Source organism: Streptomyces sp. CA-179760, from assembly GCF_050937045.1.
Taxonomy (GTDB): Bacteria; Actinomycetota; Actinomycetes; order Streptomycetales; family Streptomycetaceae; genus Streptomyces.
Genome location: NZ_JBNJLZ010000001.1, coordinates 2,106,955 through 2,124,713, shown reverse-complemented (window position 1 = coordinate 2,124,713; position 17,759 = coordinate 2,106,955). Strand labels below are relative to the sequence as shown.

Here is a 17,759-nt window from a genome sequence, read left to right as displayed (position 1 = left end):
ACAGCCGCGGAAGGGTGGGCTCCATGACGACGGCCGACGCATCCGAGAACTGGCGGCCGTGGCACGAGCGTCGCGTCGCGGCGGTGCCGGCGCCTTACGGGCCGTCGCGCTCACCGGCGCCTTCCCCCAGTGCCCGAACGGCCTGGGGGAACCTCCGTGCCGGAGGACTGCGCGGATGGTCGCCTTCCGGACATCCCCGGGTCCTGACGGGCCGAGGGTGACGCGGTCGTGCTGACCGATGCCCGGTCGGACAGCCTCATCGTGGACGGACGGCCCTTCGGCGGTGAGGTGCGGCTCGGGGCCGGCCCGGGCCCGGTGAGCGAGGCGCGGTCGGCGTACGGCGAGCGACGGCTGGTCGTGCTGATGCGCGAGGGGGCGTGGAGCGTACGGGGCTTCGACTCGGAGTCCCCCGCGCGCCGGGCGTTCCGTGGTGTCACGGTCACGCCGTACGACCCGCGTTACGGGGTGCCGGGGTGCCGGGGTGCTTCACGCCGTACGACGCCGATCGCACCGTCCGGGTGCCGGACGCCGACGGCGGTACGACGGTGGACTTCAACCGGGCGTTGCTGCCGCAGTGCGCGTCCGCCGACCACTTCGTCCGCCCTCCCACTGCCGGGGAACACGCTGGACTTCGCGGTCGCCGCCGGGGAGCGCACGCTGGTGTGAGGCGCGTCGGGTCGGCACTTGAGGTGCGGCGGGAGCGCACGGCGCAAAGATCGTTCAAAGGTTGACGGCCGAAAGGCACCCTTGCGCCTACCGGCCGTTCGGCCGAATACTCCCCCACAGCGCTTGTCAGGGGCACGGCGTGTTCGGGAACCGGACGCGCGGTCCCAGGCTGCGCCTCACGGGCCCGAGACCCCACGAGGGCCCCCTACTTCCCCTGTGGAGGAACGAAAAGTGAGGATCAAGCGCACCACCCCCCGCAGCGGCATCTCGAGACGGACCCGGCTGATCGCCGTTTCCACCGGCCTCGTCGCCGCCGCAGCGATCGCGATCCCCAGCGCGAACGCGTCCGACACCCCCACCACCTTCAGCGCCGCCGAGCTCAAGAGCGCGAGCGGCTCGATACTGAAGGCCGACATCCCGGGCACCGCCTGGGCCGTCGACAGCAAGACCGACCGTGTGCTCGTCACCGTCGACAGCACGGTCTCCCAGGCCGAGATCGCGAAGATCAAGCAGCAGGCCGGCGCCAACGCCGACGCGCTCACGATCAAGCGCACTCCCGGCACGTTCAACAAGCTCATCCAGGGCGGCGACGCCATCTATGCGAGTAGCTGGCGCTGCTCCCTCGGCTTCAACGTCCAGAACAGCAGCGGTCAGCAGTTCTTCCTGACCGCGGGTCACTGCACCGACGGCGCGGGGACCTGGTACTCCAACTCCGGCCGTACCACGGTCATCGGCTCCACCGCCGGCTCCAGCTTCCCGGGCAACGACTACGGCCTCGTGCGCTACAGCGGGTCCGTCAGCCGGCCCGGCACCGCGAACGGCGTGGACATCACGCGCGCGGCCACCCCGAGCGTGGGCACCACCGTCATCCGCGACGGCTCCACGACCGGTACGCACAGCGGCCGGGTCACCGCCCTCAACGCCACCGTCAACTACGGCGGCGGCGACATCGTCTCCGGCCTGATCCAGACCACCGTCTGCGCCGAGCCCGGTGACTCCGGCGGCTCGCTCTACGGCAGCAACGGCACCGCGTACGGTCTGACGTCCGGCGGCAGCGGCAACTGCTCCTCCGGTGGCACGACGTTCTTCCAGCCCGTCACGGAGGCCCTGAGCGCCTACGGGGTCAGCGTGTACTAGGCCCTACCGGGCAGCAGCAGACAGCTTCTTGTGCCCCCGCACGCACTGCGTGCGGGGGCATTCCTCTGTGAGGTGGGGCAATTTGTGGCTACTTGTCGCGGTTCAGGGAGAATGCAAGGAAAGGGATGTCAATATCCGCCCCACGGATGCCGATTGGCGCCGGTTGGTTGGGCGATTTTCAGCCATGGCCAGACCGCGCAGAGTGCGCACACATTACTCACGCGTAATGTTTGCAGTGTGAACGCGTGTGAAGCGCGTGCGAGTTGGGTCCGATTTGAGCGTGCACGGTCAAAATATGGGGGCGTGGGGCCCGTAATCTACGCGCGTCCTGAACTCGACCTTGTGTGCTCCCCGTTGTCCTCGGAATAGTGGGCGCTCGTCAACAAGGCCTTCCGGCTCGCGAGGTCCCCACAACCTTTCGGGCCGACCCCCACAGGAGGACATGAGTTGCAGCACCGACGCATACCCAAGCGACGTGCAGCCCTGGCAGGTGCGGGTGTCGCCGCACTGGTCGCCGCTGGAGTGACCTTCCAGTCTGCGAACGCCAGTGAGCCTGCGAAGGCCTCCGCGCCCGAGACCCTGTCGGTCTCCGCGGCCGGAAAGCTCGCCTCGACGCTGGCCAAGGACCTGGGCGCCGACTCGGCCGGTACGTACTACGACACGAAGAGCAAGAACCTCGTGGTGAACGTGCTCGACGAGGCCGCGGCCAAGGCCGTCGAGAAGGCCGGCGCCAAGGCGAGAGTCGTGGCGAACTCCCTCGCCGAGCTGAAGAGTGCCCGCGGCACGCTGAAGGCGGACGCGACGATCCCCGGCACCGCCTGGGTGACCGACCCGACCACGAACAAGGTCGTCGTGACCGCCGACCGTACGGTCTCCAAGGCCGAGTGGGCGACGCTGACGAAGGTCGTCGACGGGCTCGGGACGAAGGCCGAACTGAAGAGGTCGAAGGGGGAGTACAAGCCCTTCATCGCCGGTGGCGACGCGATCACCGGTGGCAGCGGCCGCTGCTCGCTCGGCTTCAACGTGGTCAAGGGCGGCGAACCGTTCTTCCTGACCGCCGGGCACTGCACCGAGGGCATCTCCACCTGGTCGGACTCCAGCGGCAAGGAGATCGGCACCAACGCGGACTCCAGCTTCCCGGACAACGACTACGGGCTGGTCAAGTACACCGCAGAGGTGGCTCACCCGAGCGAGGTGAACCTCTACAACGGCTCGACCCAGAAGATCTCGGGTGCCGCCGAGGCGACCGTCGGCATGGAGGTCACCCGGAGCGGGTCGACCACCAAGGTGCACGACGGCAAGGTCACCGGGCTGGACGCCACCGTGAACTACGGCAACGGCGACATCGTCAACGGTCTGGTCCAGACCGACGTCTGCGCCGAGCCCGGCGACAGCGGCGGCTCGCTGTTCTCCGGCGACAAGGCGATCGGGCTCACCTCCGGTGGCAGCGGTGACTGCACCTCCGGTGGGGAGACGTTCTTCCAGCCGGTGACCGAGGCACTGTCGGCGACCGGTACCGAGATCGGCTGACACCCGCACTGCTTCGCGAAGTCCCGCCCCTTGTGTGAGGGGCGGGGCTTTCGCGTGTGTCCTACGGCTCGTACGCCGGGGGCGGGGTGGCTGCTCGCTTTCGCAGCGCGGCGGCCGCCAGCGTGAGGGCCGCTCCCACCACTGCCCAGGCGGCCAGCACCAGGAGTGATGTGGTCATGGCGTTGTTCTCGAAGTAGGCGATCGAGCGGGTGGCCCAGGTGCCCGCCCCCGGGGGAGTGCCGGGCCGATCGCCTTCCAGAAGGGCGGGAGCAGGGGTGGGGGGAGGGCGCCGCCGGCGCTCGGGTTGCCGAGGATCACCACCAGCAGGATCACCAGGCCGATACCGATCGTGCCGAAGATGCCCTGGAGGGCGAGGGTGGCCGCGCCCACGGCGAAGATGATCAGGGCGCCCAGGCCCCAGAGGGCCGCCGTGCTGCCGGGGAGGGCGTCCAGGATCGGGCCGGCGATGAGGGCTCCGCCCAGGCCGCCGGTGATCGCGACCAGGGCCATGACCGCCAGGCGGATCGCCGCGCGTTCGGGGTTGGAGGGTTTCGCTCCCGCACTGATGGCCAGGGCCGCGGCGCCCAGATAGCCGCCCACGCACCAGCCGACCACCAGGTAGAAGGACGAGAGCCCGTTGGGGTCGTGGGCGGCGGACGGGATGACGTCGACCGTGCGGAGTCTGCGGTTCTCCGACTTCTCCAGCGTGGTGACGAGGGCCGTCAGGGTGCTGGCGAGGACCCGGCCGCCGCCGGTGGCCACGAGGAGGGTGTCGGTACCCGCCGGGTCGATGATCAGAGCGGCGTCGATGTCCCGGTTCGTGATCTGGTTCCGGGCCGTGGCCGCGTCGGGCAGCGCGCGGGGGTCCAGCGGGGAGCCGGGCAGCCGTTCCAGTCGGGTCACCGCTTGTGCGGAGGCGGCCTGGGGGGCGACCACCGCGAAGGGCACGTCCTTGAGTTTCGGGTCGTGCAGTGCCCCCACGTACGAGGCGATGAAGAGCAGCTGGAGGGCGATCACGCCGAGGATGAGCAGGGTGGCCCGCGGGGTGACGGCGTCCTTCACCTCGCTGAGGAACGAGCTGTGCGGCATGCCTCCACGGTCGGGGGTGGCCGGGTGTTTCCGCAGGTGGGGCGGGGCCGAACGGATGTCGTACACACATTCGAAAATTGGTCTATGGTGGGGGTGAGGTAGCTGGGAACAGATGTTCGAGAGCCGTGTGGCTCACGAGTGCGGGAGGTGCGTGTGCCGGGGTTCACGCATCTGCACACCGTCTCCGGATTCTCGTTGCGCTATGGAGCCTCGCACCCGGAGCGGCTGGCCGAGCGTGCCTCCGAGCGGGGCATGGACGCCCTGGCTCTCACTGATCGCGACACGCTCGCCGGTGCCGTCCGGTTCGCGAAGGCCTGTGCGAAGGCGGGGGTCCGTCCGGTGTTCGGGGCGGATCTGGCGGTGGCGGGCGCCCAGGCTCCGGAGAGCGGTGACCGGCGGGGGCGGCGGCGGACTCCGGTGCGGGGCGGTGCCTTCGTCGACGAGTCGGCTCCCCGCGTGATCTTTCTTGCCCGGGACGGTGCCCGGGGCTGGGCCGAGCTGTGCCGGCTCGTCTCGGCGGCGCATGCGGGGGAGGGGCCTGTGCCTCTGCTGCCCTGGGAGCACCGGCACGCCGAGGGGCTGACCGTGCTGCTGGGGCCCGGGTCGGATGTCGGGCGGGCGCTGGCCGCGGGGCGTCCCGACCGAGCGGCGCGACTGCTCGTGCCCTGGCGGGAGGTCTACGGTGACGACCTGCGGCTGGAGGCCGTCTGGCATGGCCGAAAAGGTACGGGTCCGGGGTCCCTGCGGCTGGCCGCCCGTACCGTCGGGTTCGCCGCCGAGCAGCGGATCCGGCCCGTGCTCAGCAACGCCGTACGGTACGCCGACCCGGGGCTGGGCCCGGTCGCCGACGTCCTGGACGCCGCCCGGCGTCTGGTGCCCATCGACCCGACCAAGGAGCTGGACTCCGGCGAGGCCTGGCTCAAGGGGGCGGGGGCCATGTTCGGGGCGGCGGAACGGATCGTGGAGGCCGCTGGGTTCCGGCGGGACACCGCTCATCGGCTGGTGGAGCAGACCGAGGCCGCGGCCGCCGAGTGTCTGGTCGATCCCGAGGACGACCTCGGGATCGGGACCGTCCACTTCCCCGAGCCGCATCTGGTCGGCGCCGGGCGTCGTACCGCCCAGCGGACGCTGGCCTCGCGGGCGGTGGCGGGGATGGTGCTGCGCGGGTACGACCGGCGGCGGGAGTGCTGGGAGCGGCTGCACCATGAGCTGGACATCATCGCCCACCATGGTTTCGCTTCTTATTTCTTGACCGTTGCCCAAGTGGTCGACGATGTGCGGGGGATGGGCATCCGGGTGGCCGCCCGGGGGTCCGGGGCGGGGTCGCTCGTCAATCATGTGCTCGGGATCGCGCACGCCGATCCGATCGAGCACCGGCTGCTGATGGAGCGGTTCCTGTCGAAGGAGCGGGTCGTGCTGCCCGACATCGACATCGACGTGGAGTCCGCGCGCCGGCTGGAGGTCTACCGCGCGATCATCGGCCGGTTCGGCACCGAGCGGGTCGCGACGGTCGCGATGCCGGAGACGTATCGCGTGCGGCACGCCATCCGGGATGTGGGGGCCGCCCTGTCCATGGACCCGGCCGAGATCGACCGGGTCGCCAAGTCCTTTCCCCATATCCGGGCGCGGGACGCCCGCGCGGCACTGGACGAGCTGCCCGAGCTGCGCGCGCTGGCCGGGGAGAAGGAGAAGTACGGGAGGCTGTGGGAGCTGGTCGAGGGGCTGGACGCCCTGCCGCGCGGGGTGGCCATGCATCCGTGCGGGGTGCTGCTGTCGGACGCCTCGCTGCTCGCGCGTACGCCGGTCATGCCGACCAGTGGCGAGGGTTTTCCGATGTCGCAGTTCGACAAGGACGACGTCGAGGACCTCGGGCTGCTGAAGCTGGACGTGCTGGGTGTGCGGATGCAGTCGGCGATGGCGCACGCCGTGGCGGAAGTGGAGCGGGCGTCGGGTGTCCGGGTCGATCTGGACGCCCTGCCGCCGGGGGATCCGGAGACGTACCGGCTGGTGCGGTCCGCCGAGACGCTCGGATGCTTCCAGATCGAGTCGCCGGGGCAGCGGGACCTGGTCGGGCGGCTCCAGCCGGCCACTTTCCACGATCTCGTCGTCGACATCTCGCTGTTCCGGCCCGGGCCGGTCGCCGCCGACATGGTGCGGCCGTTCATCGAGGCGCGGCACGGGCGGGCGCCGATCCGCTATCCGCATCCGGACCTGGAAGGGCCGCTGAATGAGACGTACGGCGTCGTCGTCTTCCACGAGCAGATCATCGACATCGTCGACATCATGACCAGGTGCGGACGTGGTGAGGCGGACCGGGTGCGGCGGGGGTTGTCGGATCCGGAGTCGCAGGGGCGGATCAAGGTGTGGTTCGCGCAGCACGCGGCGGCGAACGGCTATGACGCGGCAACGATTCAGCGGACCTGGGAGATCGTCGAGGCCTTCGGGTCGTACGGCTTCTGCAAGGCGCACGCGGTCGCCTTCGCGGTGCCGACGTACCAGTCGGCGTGGCTGAAAGCGCATCATCCTGCCGCCTTCTACGCCGGGCTGCTGACGCATGACCCCGGGATGTATCCGAAGCGGCTGCTGCTGGCGGACGCGCGGCGGCGGGGGGTGCCGGTGCTGCCGTTGGATGTGAACGCGTCGGGGGTCGCACATCGTATCGAACTGGTGTCCGGTATTTGGGGGCTGCGGCTGGCTCTCTCCGATGTGCACGGCATCAGCGAGGCCGAGGCGGCGCGGCTCGCCGAGGGACAGCCGTACGCCTCGCTGGCCGACTTCTGGGAGCGCGGCCGGCCCAGCCGCCCGCTGGCCCAGCGGCTCGCACAGGTGGGGGCGCTGGACGCGTTCGGCGCCAACCGCCGTGATCTGCAACTGCATCTGACCGAGCTGCACCGGGGCGTGCGGGGCGCGGGTGGTGGGCAGTTGCCCTTGGCCGGAGGACGGAAGACCGCCCCGGCCGGGCTGCCCGACCTCACCTCGGCGGAGCGGCTCAGCGCCGAACTGGGCGTGCTGTCCATGGACGCCTCGCGCCATCTGATGGACGACCACCGTGCCTTCCTGGACGAGTTGGGCGTCGTTTCGGCGCGGCGGCTGCGCGAGGCCCGGCACGGGGAGACGGTGCTGGTCGCGGGAGCCAAGGCGGCCACCCAGACGCCGCCGATCCGGTCCGGCAAGCGGGTCATCTTCTCCACCCTGGACGACGGCACGGGCCTGGTCGACCTCGCCTTCTTCGACGACTCCCACGACGCCTGCGCCCACACCGTCTTCCACTCCTGGCTGCTGCTGGTGCGCGGGGTGGTGCAGCGGCGCGGCCCGCGCAGCCTCAGCGTGGTGGGCGCCGCCGCCTGGAACCTCGCGGAACTGCTGGAGGTGCGCCGGGAGGAGGGGCTGGAAGGTGTCGCGGCCCGGCTGGCCGGCGGCGCCGCCGGGGGTGGTTCCGACGACGACGGTGAGGACGACGGGGAGGGGGCGGCGCGCCGGCGGCTCGCCGGGTCGGAAGGGGCACCGGCACCGGCGGGCTCCGCGGCCCAGGATCCGACGGAGCAGCGGAAGATCCGCATGGCCACGGGGTACGAGATGCACCCCTGGGCCGATCTGCGTCCCGCGGGCGAAGGGCCCGCGGTGGGACGAAAGTTGTGGCACCAGAGTCCGGGGAGTGCGGGATGACCATCCTCTGCGTACGTTTCCAGCTGCCTCCGACGCGCGAGGCCGATCTGCCCCGACTGCTCGGGATGCTCGAGGAGTTCACGCCCGTCGTCCAGGCCCTGCCACCGGACGGGGCACTGGCCGACCTGGGGGGCGCCGAGCGGTACTTCGGGCGGGACGCCGTCGCACTGGCCTCGGTGATCCGGGTGCGGTCGCTCGCGCTGTACGGCGTCGACTGCGTGATCGGCGCCGGGCCCGGGCCGATGCTGGCCCGTGTCGCGCTGGGCGACGCCGTGCCCGGGGTGACGTCCGCGGTGCCCGAGGGGCGGGACGCCATCGCGGAGTTCCTCGCGGCCAAACCCGTCGCCGCGCTGCCCGGCATCGGCACCAAGACCGCCCGTACGCTGGGCGACTACGGCCTCGACACCCTCGGCCTGGTCGCCGCTGCGCCACTGTCCACGCTCCAGCGGCTGATCGGCGCCAAGGCCGGCCGCGAACTGCACGAGAAGGCGAACGGCGTCGACCGCGGCCGGGTCGTCCCGAACGCCGTCTCCCGATCGCTCGCCACGGAACGCCCCTTCGAGCGCGACGAACTGGACCCGGACCGGCACCGCCGGGCGCTGCTGTCGGCCGCCGAGGAGATCGGTGCCCGGCTGCGCGCCCTGGACAAGGTCTGCGGCACGCTCACCCTCACCGTGCGCTACGCCGACCGGTCGGCCACCACCCGCAGCCGCACGCTGACCGAACCGACCGCGCACTCACCGGCGCTGACCAGGACCGCGTACGGCATGTACGAGGCGCTCGGGCTGCAGCGCGCCCGGGTGCGCGCGCTCGTCCTGCGCGCCGAGGGGCTCGACCCCGCCGACCAGGCCTCCTATCAGCTGACCTTCGATCCCGTGGACGAGCGGGTCCGCCGTATCGAGGAGGTCGCTGACCGCGCGCGAGCGAAGTTCGGGCCGCGGGCGGTGATGCCCGGGGGCTAGGGGGACTGGCGGCGTGAATCCCTCCACGTGACGTCAGTTGGCCCACGGCGGTGCGATGCGGGTGCCGTCGGCCAGGCGGGCCTCCAGGCCGATGGAGGTGGTGACCCAGGAGTACGCGGTCCGGTCGGTCGGGTTCTCCACGGTCAGGGTGGTGCCGGGGTTGATGATCACCGTGTCGCCGGCCGTGATGCGGTCGGTGCGGCCGTCGAGGGTGATCAGGAGCTCGCCGTCGAGCAGATGGAAGATCTCCTCCCGGCTGACCGTGTGCGCGGGGGCCTCGAGGCCGGCGGGGATCTCACCCCGCCAGGCGCACAACTCCTTGCTCCCGCTCAGCGGTGTGGCGTACGAGACGAAACGGGCGCCGTGGATCTCGTGTGTCACGGCGTCCGAGGAGCGGATGACGGGCATGGTTGCCTCCGGTCGGTCGGGTCGGTCGGGTCGGTCGGGTCAGTTGGTCAAGTAACTTGACTATATGGTCAAGCTGCTTGACCGTCACGTCAAGGGTGTTTCAATGCATGCGTGCAGAACTCCGAGGCCATGGCCCTGTCCGCCGCCCTGCTCGCCGCCGCCGGCGGGCTCACGCAGCGCATCCACGAGGGCGTGGTCGCGCGCGGCTTCGAGGGGCTGCGGCCGGCGCACGGCTTCGCCTTCGCCCGGCTCGCTCCCGACGGCGCGACGGTCACCGACCTCGCCGTCCATCTCGGGGTGACCAAGCAGGCCGCCAGTCAGCTCGTCGACGAGATGGTGCGCAAGGGGTACGCCGAGCGGCGGGCGCACCCCGGGGACGCGCGGGCGCGGCTGGTCGTGCTGACCGCGCGGGGGTGGTCCTGCACTCGGGCGGCCGAGGAGGCGGCCGCGGAGGCGGTGCGGGAGTGGGGTGCGGTGCTGGGGGAGGGGGAAGCGCGGGTGCTGCGGGAGCAGTTGCTGCGGATCGCGCCGCAGGGGCCCGTGCGACCCGCCTGGTGAGAGCGGTGGCAGGGGTGGGGCGGTCGGCGCCGGTTACCACCGGAAGTTTTTGCTGACGCGTAACTTCCCAGGTTGGCTACTCGCCCGTAACTTGACGAGTGAACAGCATCCTCGTGATCCGGATCACAGGCGTCGTGCCGTCGCACTTCCCTTGACCCGCAAGGAGATCACTCGATGCTGCCCTGGAAACAAGTGCTCAGACCCCTGGCCGCGCTGCTGCTGACCGCCGCGGCCGTCACCGTCCCCGCCACCACCGCCCAGGCCGCCGCCGCCCCCAGCGCCGGCTGGAACGACTACTCCTGCAAGCCGTCCGCCGCCCATCCCCGCCCCGTCGTCCTGGTCCACGGCACCCTCGGGAACTCCGTCGACAACTGGCTGGGCCTCGCCCCCTATCTGAAGGTCCGCGGCTACTGCGTCTTCTCCCTCGACTACGGCCAGCTGGAGGGCGTCCCCTTCTTCCACGGCCTGGGGCCCGTCGAGAAGTCCGCCGGACAGCTGAAGGAATTCGTCGGCAAGGTGCTCGCCGCGACCGGCGCCGCCGAGACCGACGTCGTCGGACACTCGCAGGGCGGCATGATGCCCCGCTACTACCTGCGGTTCCTCGGTGGTGCGGCCAAGGTGAATGCCCTGGTCGGCATCGCACCCTCCAATCACGGCACCACCTTGAGCGGCTTCACGAACCTGCTGCCCTACTTCCCGGGCGCCGCGGACCTGTTGGCGAAGAACACCCCGGCCCTCGCCGACCAGGTCGTCGGCTCCGACTTCCTCGAGCGGCTGAACGCGGGCGGCGACACCGTGCCCGGTGTGCGCTACACCGTCATCGCCACCAAGTACGACGAGGTGGTCACGCCGTGGCGCAGCCAGTACCTGAGCGGGCCGGACGTGCGCAACGTCCTGCTCCAGGACCTGTGCCCCGTCGACCTGTCCGAGCACGTGGCCATCGGGCTGTTCGACCGGATCGCCTTCCACGAGGTGGCCAACGCGCTGGATCCGGGGCGGGCTCGGCCCACCACGTGTGCTTCGGCGTTCGACTGACACGTGTAGGTCGCTGACACGCGTACCGCTGACACGTGTAGAGGAAACGTTTCGGGGCCTGTCCGGCCTGAGCCGCCCGACAGGCCCCGAGTCAGAGGGGCCGGCGCTGGTCAGCGGAGGTCGCGGCCGCCGCTCACCGCCCGGCGCCGGGTGGTGAGGAACAGGGCCGACGAGCCGAGCGCCAGCGCGGCGGCGCCGCCGATCGCGAGGTACGTCGTGCTGGTGTCGCCGCCGGTCTCGGCGAGGTTCTCGGTGGCACCGGCCGCCTTCGGGCGGTTCAAGGCTTCGGCAGTCGCTTCGTCCGGGGTGTCGGCCGGGGTGTAGGCCGGCGTGTCCTTCGAGGCCGGTTCTGCCGACGTACTGGCGTCGTGATCGCCGTGTCCGTGGTTCTCGATCGTCGACCTGTCGCTGCCGTCCTCGATCTGTTTCCTGGTGGGAGCCGAGGCGGCCGGGGCCGGGGCCGGGGCCGTGCCGCCCTTCCCGGTGTCACCGCCACCGCCGAAGGAGACGTCCGAGCAGGAGTAGAACGCCTCCGGGCTGTCCGACCGCTGCCATACCGCGTACAGCAGATGTCTGCCCGAACGCTTGGGCAGGGTGCCGGAGAAGGTGTAGAAACCGCCTGTGGCGGCCGGGTCGGTGGATGTCGCCACCGGGTTCTTCAGATCCAGGTCCTTCCAGGCCGGCGGCTTGGCCGGGTCGTAGCCGGACTTGGTGAGGTACACCTTGAAGGTGCCTTTGTGGGGCGCCGTCACGCGGTACTTGAAGGTGTGCGAGCCGCTGCGCACGGAGGTCGCGGGCCAGTCGGCGCGGGGCAGGTCGAGCCCCTTGAACTGGGCGTTGTTCGCGCTGCACAGCTTGCCGTCCGGGATGAGCCGCTGATGCCGTCCGCCCGCGTCGCCGATGCGGATGCCGTTCCAGTCGTAGAGGGCCTGCGTGCCGCCCGCCGCGACCGCCGCCTTGCACGCGGCCGACTTCGGGCTCTCGGGGCCCTCGGCGTAACACTGCGAGACCCGGCTGACCGGGTCGCCCATGGAGCCGTGCGCGGCCGCCGGTGTGGCGGTCAGCGCGGTCAGGGTGAGCGGCAGGCTGCCGAGGGCGACGACGGTGGCGACCGTGCGGCGTGCGGGCATGCGGGAACTCCTCGAAACGGTTCATGGGACAGGGCCGGGCCCGAGTGGGCCGGATCCCGTGGGGTGATCCGAAGCTAGCCCCAGAGAACCGTGAAATCGCCTGCTGGGGGCGGGTGGAGCAGATCCTTATGGCCGCGTTAAGGGAGTGCTCAGACTGGCATCAGGTAGGTACCGTCGCGGCATGGCAGACGAGGAGATCCGGCCGGCCGGAGCCGCCGACGTACCGGTCGTCGAGAGCGTGATCGACGCGGCCTTCCGCCCTTACGTCGAGCGCATCGGCCGGGTGCCGCAGCCCATGGAGGAGGACCACGCGGCGAACGTGGCCGCGGGGAAGGTGTTCGTGACGGGCGAGCCCGTGATCGGCCTCGTGGTGGTCGAGGCCTTCGAGGACCATCTGTTCCTCGACACCATCGCCGTCCACCCCACCGTGCACGGCAGGGGAGTGGGGCGACGGCTGCTCCGGTTCGTCGAGGCACGCGCGCGTGTGCTGGGTCTGCCCGAGATCAGGCTCTACACGAACGCGATGATGTGGGAGAACCAGGAGATCTACCCGAGGTACGGCTACGAGCTGGTGGAGCGGCGTGTGGACGGGCCCTACGACCGGATCCACTACCGCAAGCGGCTGCTCTGAACGCGTCTCATGATCGGCACCGGCCGGTCAGCTGTCGGGCCACCACGTGCGTGCGATGTCCTTGCGAACCTCCGGGCGCCCGCCGGGGCACTCGTCGGCCTCCTCGCGGACCCTGCGGACGTCGGACTTCTTCAGGGGCTTCTGCACGGTCACACGGCGCATGGCTGCCTCCTTGGGGGCTACCGGGTTCCGCGTTCTCACGGAGGTAGACCTTTCGGGGGAGAGTTCCTCATCGCTCCCGGTCTGTCTGTGGCGGCTGTCACCATTCGAGTGTCAGTGGCGGGTGTCACTCTTGGGTTCATGACGCCTGACGGTGAACCTGTGACCTCGGTGAACAGGCCCTGCCCGGACGTGGACTGGGACGCGCGGGCCGCCTCCTTCGACGAGGAGCCGGACCACGGGCTGCGCGATCCCGGGGTGCGCGGCGCCTGGTCCGGGCGGCTGCGCGGCTGGCTGCCCGGGCACGCGGGCGACGTCCTCGACCTGGGCTGCGGCACCGGCAGCCTGTCGCTCCTCGCGTCCGAGCAGGGACACCGGGTGACCGGCGTGGACCTTTCCCCGGCGATGGTGATGCTCGCCCGGGAGAAACTGGCCGGGCGCGACGCGGTGTTCCTCGTCGGTGATGCCGCGGCCCCGCCGATCGGGGAGCAGCGCTTCGATGTCGTTCTCGTACGGCATGTCCTGTGGGCCCTGCCCGACCCCGGCCGCGTCCTGCGGCACTGGGCCGGACTGTTGCGGCCGGGAGGGCGGCTCGTGCTGGTCGAGGGCGTGTGGGGGACGCTCGATCCGGTCGGTATACCGGCGGGGCGGCTCACCGCCCTCCTCGCCCCGGTCGCCGGGCAGGTGCGTGTGGAGCGGCTGTCGGACGATCCGCTGCTGTGGGGCGGGGAGGTGGCGGACGAGCGGTATGCGGTGGTCGCGGTGACGGACTGAAGCGGGGATCAGGCCAGGAGGGCGGCGAAGTCGCCGTCGCGGGCCAGGGTCTCCAGTTCGTCGAGTGCGGACAGGGCGGCGGCCGCGGCCTGCGGGTCCGTCTCGGCGAGGCCGCTGTCGGCGAACTCGTCCTCGTCCAGACGTCGTACGTCCGTGCCGTCGGCGGAGCGCCACAGGTCCAGGTCGAGGTCCTCGACGACCAGTTCCGGGCCGGACATGACGGCGGGGCGGGTGATGTCGCAGTACCAGCCCTTCAGCGTGCCCGTGGCGGAGCGGACCTCCTTCACCGCGTAGCAGCGGTCGCGCCAGTAGTACTCCGTGAAGACGTCCCCGGGCTCGAAGCGGACGAACCCGAAGTCGCGTACGCCGCCGCCCGCCCACGGGGCGCGGACCGTGACGCGGGTCCCGTCGTCCGCGAGCAGCTCCCCGGTGTAACGGATCTTCGTACGGCCCGCCTTGACGAGTACGACGTCCACCTGGCCGGGCCGGTCAGCCGAGTTCACGGACATATCGCACTTCCTTCGCGCAGATCTCGTAGCCGAACCACTTGTTGATGGCGATCATCGGGTCGTTGCCGGTGTCGTTGCCGGTGAACGCCTCCGTGCACCCGGCGGCGCGGGCGCGGTGCAGCGAGTCGTTCTTGGCGAGCTTGGCCAGGCCCCGGCCGCGGAACTCTCGGGCGGTGCCCGTCATGGCCGTGGCGTAGCGGGTGCCGCCGTCGGTGTACGCCACGCTGAAGGCCGCTGGGCGGCCGTCGACCAGCGCGACCGTGGTCAGTTCGCGATCGAGGAGCGGGTGCTTCCAGTCCTGCTCCATCCAGGCCTCGTAGTCCGTGAACTGGGTCTCGATGTCGCTCGGTTCGTCGGTGGACGTCGCGGCGTCCAGTTCGAACACCGGGCGCGGGTCGTCCGCGAAGTCGACGGCCGTGCGCAGCTCGACGCCCGTCGGCGGCTCCTGGCGGGGCGGCAGCGTGCCGGCCGCCAGGTCGAGGCGCAGGAAGTAGGCGGAGCGGCTGGCCCGGAAGCCGTTCCGCTCGGCGAAGGCGAGGTTCTCCGGCTCGTCCAGCACCCAGGCGAACAGTTTTCTGACGCCCAGTGCCGCCAGGCGCTCCTCGGCGGTGCGCAGCAGCAGCGAACCGGCACCGCGATGCCTGCGGTCGGGGCGCACATAGATGTTGGCGGAGCCCTGGCCGGGTTCCGGGCTGTCGTGGGCGACGCTGATCTGGGCCGTGCCGATGATCTCGCCGTCCTCCTCGGCGATGAGCTGACCGAAGTGGGCGTCCGGATGGACGTGCGTCAGGGTGTGCACCACCGACTCGGGGGTGGACAACATGTAGGGAAGGGCGAGGCGGCGGGTGTCGGAGAACCCCTCGGCGTCGGCTCGGACGTCGGGACGCAGGTCGCGCACGATCACAGTCATGGAGGCGGACGTTACGTGGAGGCACACCCCGGGTGCCTCTCATTTTCCGCCGGGTACGGGACAATCGGCCTGTGACCTTGAAGATCGACATCGATGACAGTGCTCCGCCGTACGAGCAGGTGCGGGCGCGGATCTCCGAGCAGGCGCGGTCGGGGGCGCTGCCGGTGGGATACCGGCTGCCGACCGTGCGAGGGCTGGCCGAGTCGCTGGGGCTCGCCGCCAACACGGTCGCCAAGGCGTACCGGGCGCTGGAGGCGGACGGCGTGATCGAGACACGGGGGCGCCACGGCACGTTCGTGGCAGCCGCCGGATCCGCGGCGGACCGGGAGCTGGCGACCGCGGCGCAAACCTATGTGGAGCGGGCCCGGCGGCTCGGGCTCACGGAGGCCGACGCGCTGGCGGCGGTACGGGACGCCCTGCGGGCGGCTTACGGGGAGTAGGGCGTCGGGCTGCTGGTCGGGTTGGGCCGTCGGCCGGGCAGGGATCGGTACCGCCGGATCGCGTTTGTGCGGGAGCGTACGGATGTCGTCCGGGTGCGGGCCGGTGGGGATTGTTCGCGCAGTTCCCCGCGCCCCTTGAGGGCGTCGCCCGAGGAAGGTCCGGTTCAGCCGGCCCGCGCCAGACGCCCGGGCGTCCGTGTGATCTCCAGGCCCGCCGATCTCCCCACCCGGGCGAACGTTCTCGCGTCCTCCACCGCCGCTCCGCCCGGGTCGTTGTTGAAGTACGCGTAGACGTCCTCGCCACTCGGCCAGGTCGTGGCGATGCGGTCGAGCCAGGTGGCGAGGGAGCGCCGTCCGTAGCGGGGCCAGGGGTGGGCGCGGCCCTGGTGGAAGCGGACGTAGCCCCAGTCGGTGGTGCGCCACAGCGGCGTCGCGGGGCGGGCCAGGACGTCGGTCCAGCAGAGGGCCGCGCCACGGGACCGGAGGACCGCGCGGACCTCCGGTGTCCACCAGGAGTCGTGGCGGGGCTCGACCGCGACCCGGGTCGAGGCGGGGAAGGAGGCGAGGCAGGCGTCCAGCAGGCCCGGGTCGGCGCGCAGGTCGGGCGGGAGCTGGAGGAGGACCGGACCGAGGCGGCTCCCCAGACCCGCCGCGTGGCTCATCAGGCGGTGCACCGGCTCCTCGGGGTCCTTGAGCCGCTTGATGTGGGTCAGATAGCGGCTCGCCTTGACCGCGACCACGAAGTCCCCGGGCACCCGGCCCCGCCAGTCCTCGAAGGTCTCCCGCGCCGGCAGCCGGTAGAACGCGTTGTTGATCTCGACGGTCGCGAAGTGCCCGGCGTACTCCTCCAGCCAGAGCCGCATCGGCAGTCCGGACGGGTACAGGACGTCCCGCCAGTCCTTGTACTGCCATCCGGACGTGCCGACGAACAGGGTCATAACCCCATCAAAACACCGGCTGGTGGAGACGTCCTACAGATAGAGCCCCGCGTCGGCGTCCCCACGCGGCTCCGGCAGGGCCGTCGGGGACGTGCCCCGGCGCAGCGCGTACAGCTCGGCCAGGGTCGCGCCCTCGCGGCCGACGCCGTCCTCGTGGCCCAGCCAGCCCACCGCCTCCGAGCGGGTCAGCGGGCCCACCTCGATCCGGGCGAGGCAACGGCCGGGGCGGACGACGGCGGGGTGCAGGCGTTCCAGGTCCTCGTTGGTCGTGACACCGACCAGGACGTTGCGGCCCTGGCCGAGCAGTCCGTCCGTCAGGTTCAGCAGCCTCGACAGTGCCTGGCCCGCCGTGTGCTTGGCCTCGCCGCGGATCAGCTCGTCGCAGTCCTCCAGCAGGAGCAGCCGCCAGCGGCCCTTGCCCGTCGCGTCCTCCTCGCCGATCGCGATGTCCATGAGATAGCCGACGTCGGAGAAGAGCCGCTCGGGGTCCAGGACACAGTCCACCTGGCACCAGTCCCGCCAGGACCGGGCCAGGGTGCGCAGCGCGGACGTCTTGCCGGTGCCGGGCGGGCCGTGCAGCAGGAGCAGCCGGCCCGCGATGTCCTCCGGGGTGGTCTTCATCAGGCGGTCCATGGCGTCCGCCACCGGCGCGGTGTAGTTGGGCCGCACCTCGTCCCAGGTGCCCGCCGCGATCTGGCGGGTCGTGCGGTGCGGGCCGCGGCGCGGGGAGACGTACCAGAAGCCCATCGTGACGTTCTCCGGCTGCGGTTCGGGTTCGTCCGCCGCGCCGTCCGTGGCCTGGTCGAGGACCTTCTGCGCCAGCTCCGCGCTGGTCGCCGTGACCGTGACGTCGGCGCCCCGGTTCCAGCGGGAGACCAGCAGCGTCCAGCCGTCGCCCTCCGCCAGCGTGGCGCTGCGGTCGTCGTCCCGGGCGATGCGCAGCACACGGGCGCCGGACGGCATCAGCGTCGCCCCGGACCGGACGCGGTCGATGTTCGCCGCGTGGGAGTACGGCTGCTCACCCGTCGCGAAGCGGCCGAGGAACAGCGCGTCGACGACATCGGACGGGGAGTCGGAGTCGTCGACGTTGAGCCGGATCGGCAGCGCCTCGTGCGGGTTTCCAGACATGCCGCCATGATCCGGCACCGGGGCGCCGCGTGCACCCGGTTTCCCGGTGCACGCGGCAGGTTCCCCCCGCGCGGGTCAGGCCCCGAAGC

16 protein-coding genes and 2 pseudogenes are annotated in these 17,759 nt (G+C 71.4%); 10 read left to right on the top strand and 8 right to left on the bottom strand.

Going from position 1 to position 17,759, the window contains the following annotated elements; translation table 11 throughout:
* Positions 1–23 precede the first annotated feature (23 nt).
* The 3 genes and pseudogenes from ACQEV8_RS09455 to ACQEV8_RS09445 all read left to right on the top strand — a co-directional run bounded on the left by ACQEV8_RS09455 (position 24) and on the right by ACQEV8_RS09445 (position 3,333).
* Positions 24–666: pseudogene (locus tag ACQEV8_RS09455) on the top strand (DUF1684 domain-containing protein).
* 231 nt (positions 667–897) lie between these two features.
* Complete coding sequence (locus ACQEV8_RS09450; protein ID WP_432958961.1) at positions 898–1,803, top strand: S1 family peptidase; 906 nt, start codon at positions 898–900, stop codon at positions 1,801–1,803.
* 447 nt (positions 1,804–2,250) lie between these two features.
* Positions 2,251–3,333, top strand: a complete 1,083-nt coding sequence (locus tag ACQEV8_RS09445) for a S1 family peptidase (protein WP_432958959.1) — start codon at positions 2,251–2,253, stop codon at positions 3,331–3,333.
* A 61-nt stretch (positions 3,334–3,394) separates the two neighbouring features.
* Here ACQEV8_RS09445 and ACQEV8_RS09440 read toward each other — a convergent pair.
* Positions 3,395–4,422: pseudogene (locus tag ACQEV8_RS09440) on the bottom strand (DUF3533 domain-containing protein).
* A gap of 153 nt (positions 4,423–4,575) precedes the next feature.
* Between ACQEV8_RS09440 and ACQEV8_RS09435 the strand changes: the two are divergent.
* Both ACQEV8_RS09435 and ACQEV8_RS09430 read left to right on the top strand, forming a co-directional pair.
* On the top strand, positions 4,576–8,088 hold the full coding sequence (locus tag ACQEV8_RS09435) for a DNA polymerase III subunit alpha (protein WP_432958958.1): 3,513 nt from the start codon (positions 4,576–4,578) through the stop codon (positions 8,086–8,088).
* Positions 8,085–9,050: a DNA polymerase Y family protein gene (locus tag ACQEV8_RS09430; protein ID WP_432958957.1), complete on the top strand. Its 966-nt coding sequence runs from the start codon at positions 8,085–8,087 to the stop codon at positions 9,048–9,050. Before ACQEV8_RS09435 ends, ACQEV8_RS09430 begins: the two co-directional genes overlap by 4 nt.
* Positions 9,051–9,083: 33 nt before the next feature.
* Here the strand turns inward: ACQEV8_RS09430 and ACQEV8_RS09425 are convergent, their stop codons facing one another.
* Positions 9,084–9,458 (bottom strand): cupin domain-containing protein, encoded by a 375-nt coding sequence (locus tag ACQEV8_RS09425; RefSeq protein ID WP_432958956.1) that lies wholly within the window; start codon positions 9,456–9,458, stop codon positions 9,084–9,086.
* Positions 9,459–9,569: 111 nt separating this feature from the next.
* On the opposite strand from ACQEV8_RS09425, the gene ACQEV8_RS09420 reads away from it, so the two are divergent.
* Positions 9,570–10,016, top strand: a complete 447-nt coding sequence (locus ACQEV8_RS09420) for a MarR family winged helix-turn-helix transcriptional regulator (protein ID WP_432958955.1) — start codon at positions 9,570–9,572, stop codon at positions 10,014–10,016.
* A gap of 174 nt (positions 10,017–10,190) precedes the next feature.
* A complete protein-coding gene (locus tag ACQEV8_RS09415) occupies positions 10,191–11,051 on the top strand; it encodes an esterase/lipase family protein (protein WP_432958954.1) in 861 nt (286 codons plus the stop codon).
* 110 nt (positions 11,052–11,161) lie between these two features.
* Here the strand turns inward: ACQEV8_RS09415 and ACQEV8_RS09410 are convergent, their stop codons facing one another.
* Positions 11,162–12,181 carry a lytic polysaccharide monooxygenase auxiliary activity family 9 protein gene (locus ACQEV8_RS09410; RefSeq protein ID WP_432958952.1) on the bottom strand — a complete coding sequence of 340 codons (1,020 nt, stop codon included), beginning with the start codon at positions 12,179–12,181 and terminating at the stop codon, positions 11,162–11,164.
* A 181-nt stretch (positions 12,182–12,362) separates the two neighbouring features.
* Here ACQEV8_RS09410 and ACQEV8_RS09405 point away from each other — a divergent pair, with 181 nt between their 5' ends.
* Positions 12,363–12,812, top strand: coding sequence for a GNAT family N-acetyltransferase (locus tag ACQEV8_RS09405; protein WP_432958950.1), 450 nt, complete (start codon positions 12,363–12,365; stop codon positions 12,810–12,812).
* A gap of 27 nt (positions 12,813–12,839) precedes the next feature.
* Here ACQEV8_RS09405 and ACQEV8_RS09400 read toward each other — a convergent pair whose 3' ends face one another.
* On the bottom strand, positions 12,840–12,974 hold the full coding sequence (locus ACQEV8_RS09400) for a hypothetical protein (RefSeq protein WP_432958949.1): 135 nt from the start codon (positions 12,972–12,974) through the stop codon (positions 12,840–12,842).
* A 138-nt stretch (positions 12,975–13,112) separates the two neighbouring features.
* Here ACQEV8_RS09400 and ACQEV8_RS09395 point away from each other — a divergent pair, with 138 nt between their 5' ends.
* Positions 13,113–13,745: a class I SAM-dependent methyltransferase gene (locus ACQEV8_RS09395; protein ID WP_432958947.1), complete on the top strand. Its 633-nt coding sequence runs from the start codon at positions 13,113–13,115 to the stop codon at positions 13,743–13,745.
* Positions 13,746–13,753: 8 nt separating this feature from the next.
* On the opposite strand, the gene ACQEV8_RS09390 is transcribed toward ACQEV8_RS09395, so the two are convergent.
* Positions 13,754–14,254, bottom strand: coding sequence for a DUF402 domain-containing protein (locus tag ACQEV8_RS09390; protein ID WP_432958946.1), 501 nt, complete (start codon positions 14,252–14,254; stop codon positions 13,754–13,756).
* A complete protein-coding gene (locus ACQEV8_RS09385; RefSeq protein ID WP_432958944.1) occupies positions 14,235–15,164 on the bottom strand; it encodes an N-acetyltransferase family protein in 930 nt (309 codons plus the stop codon). The genes ACQEV8_RS09390 and ACQEV8_RS09385 overlap by 20 nt, the downstream gene beginning before the upstream one ends.
* Positions 15,165–15,235: 71 nt before the next feature.
* Here ACQEV8_RS09385 and ACQEV8_RS09380 point away from each other — a divergent pair, with 71 nt between their 5' ends.
* Complete coding sequence (locus ACQEV8_RS09380; protein WP_432958943.1) at positions 15,236–15,604, top strand: GntR family transcriptional regulator; 369 nt, start codon at positions 15,236–15,238, stop codon at positions 15,602–15,604.
* A 164-nt stretch (positions 15,605–15,768) separates the two neighbouring features.
* On the opposite strand, the gene ACQEV8_RS09375 is transcribed toward ACQEV8_RS09380, so the two are convergent.
* Together ACQEV8_RS09375 and ACQEV8_RS09370 are read right to left on the bottom strand one after the other, a co-directional pair.
* A complete protein-coding gene (locus ACQEV8_RS09375) occupies positions 15,769–16,542 on the bottom strand; it encodes a DUF72 domain-containing protein (RefSeq protein ID WP_432958941.1) in 774 nt (257 codons plus the stop codon).
* 33 nt (positions 16,543–16,575) lie between these two features.
* A complete protein-coding gene (locus tag ACQEV8_RS09370) occupies positions 16,576–17,670 on the bottom strand; it encodes a DUF5925 domain-containing protein (RefSeq protein WP_432958939.1) in 1,095 nt (364 codons plus the stop codon).
* Positions 17,671–17,759: the final 89 nt, after the last annotated feature.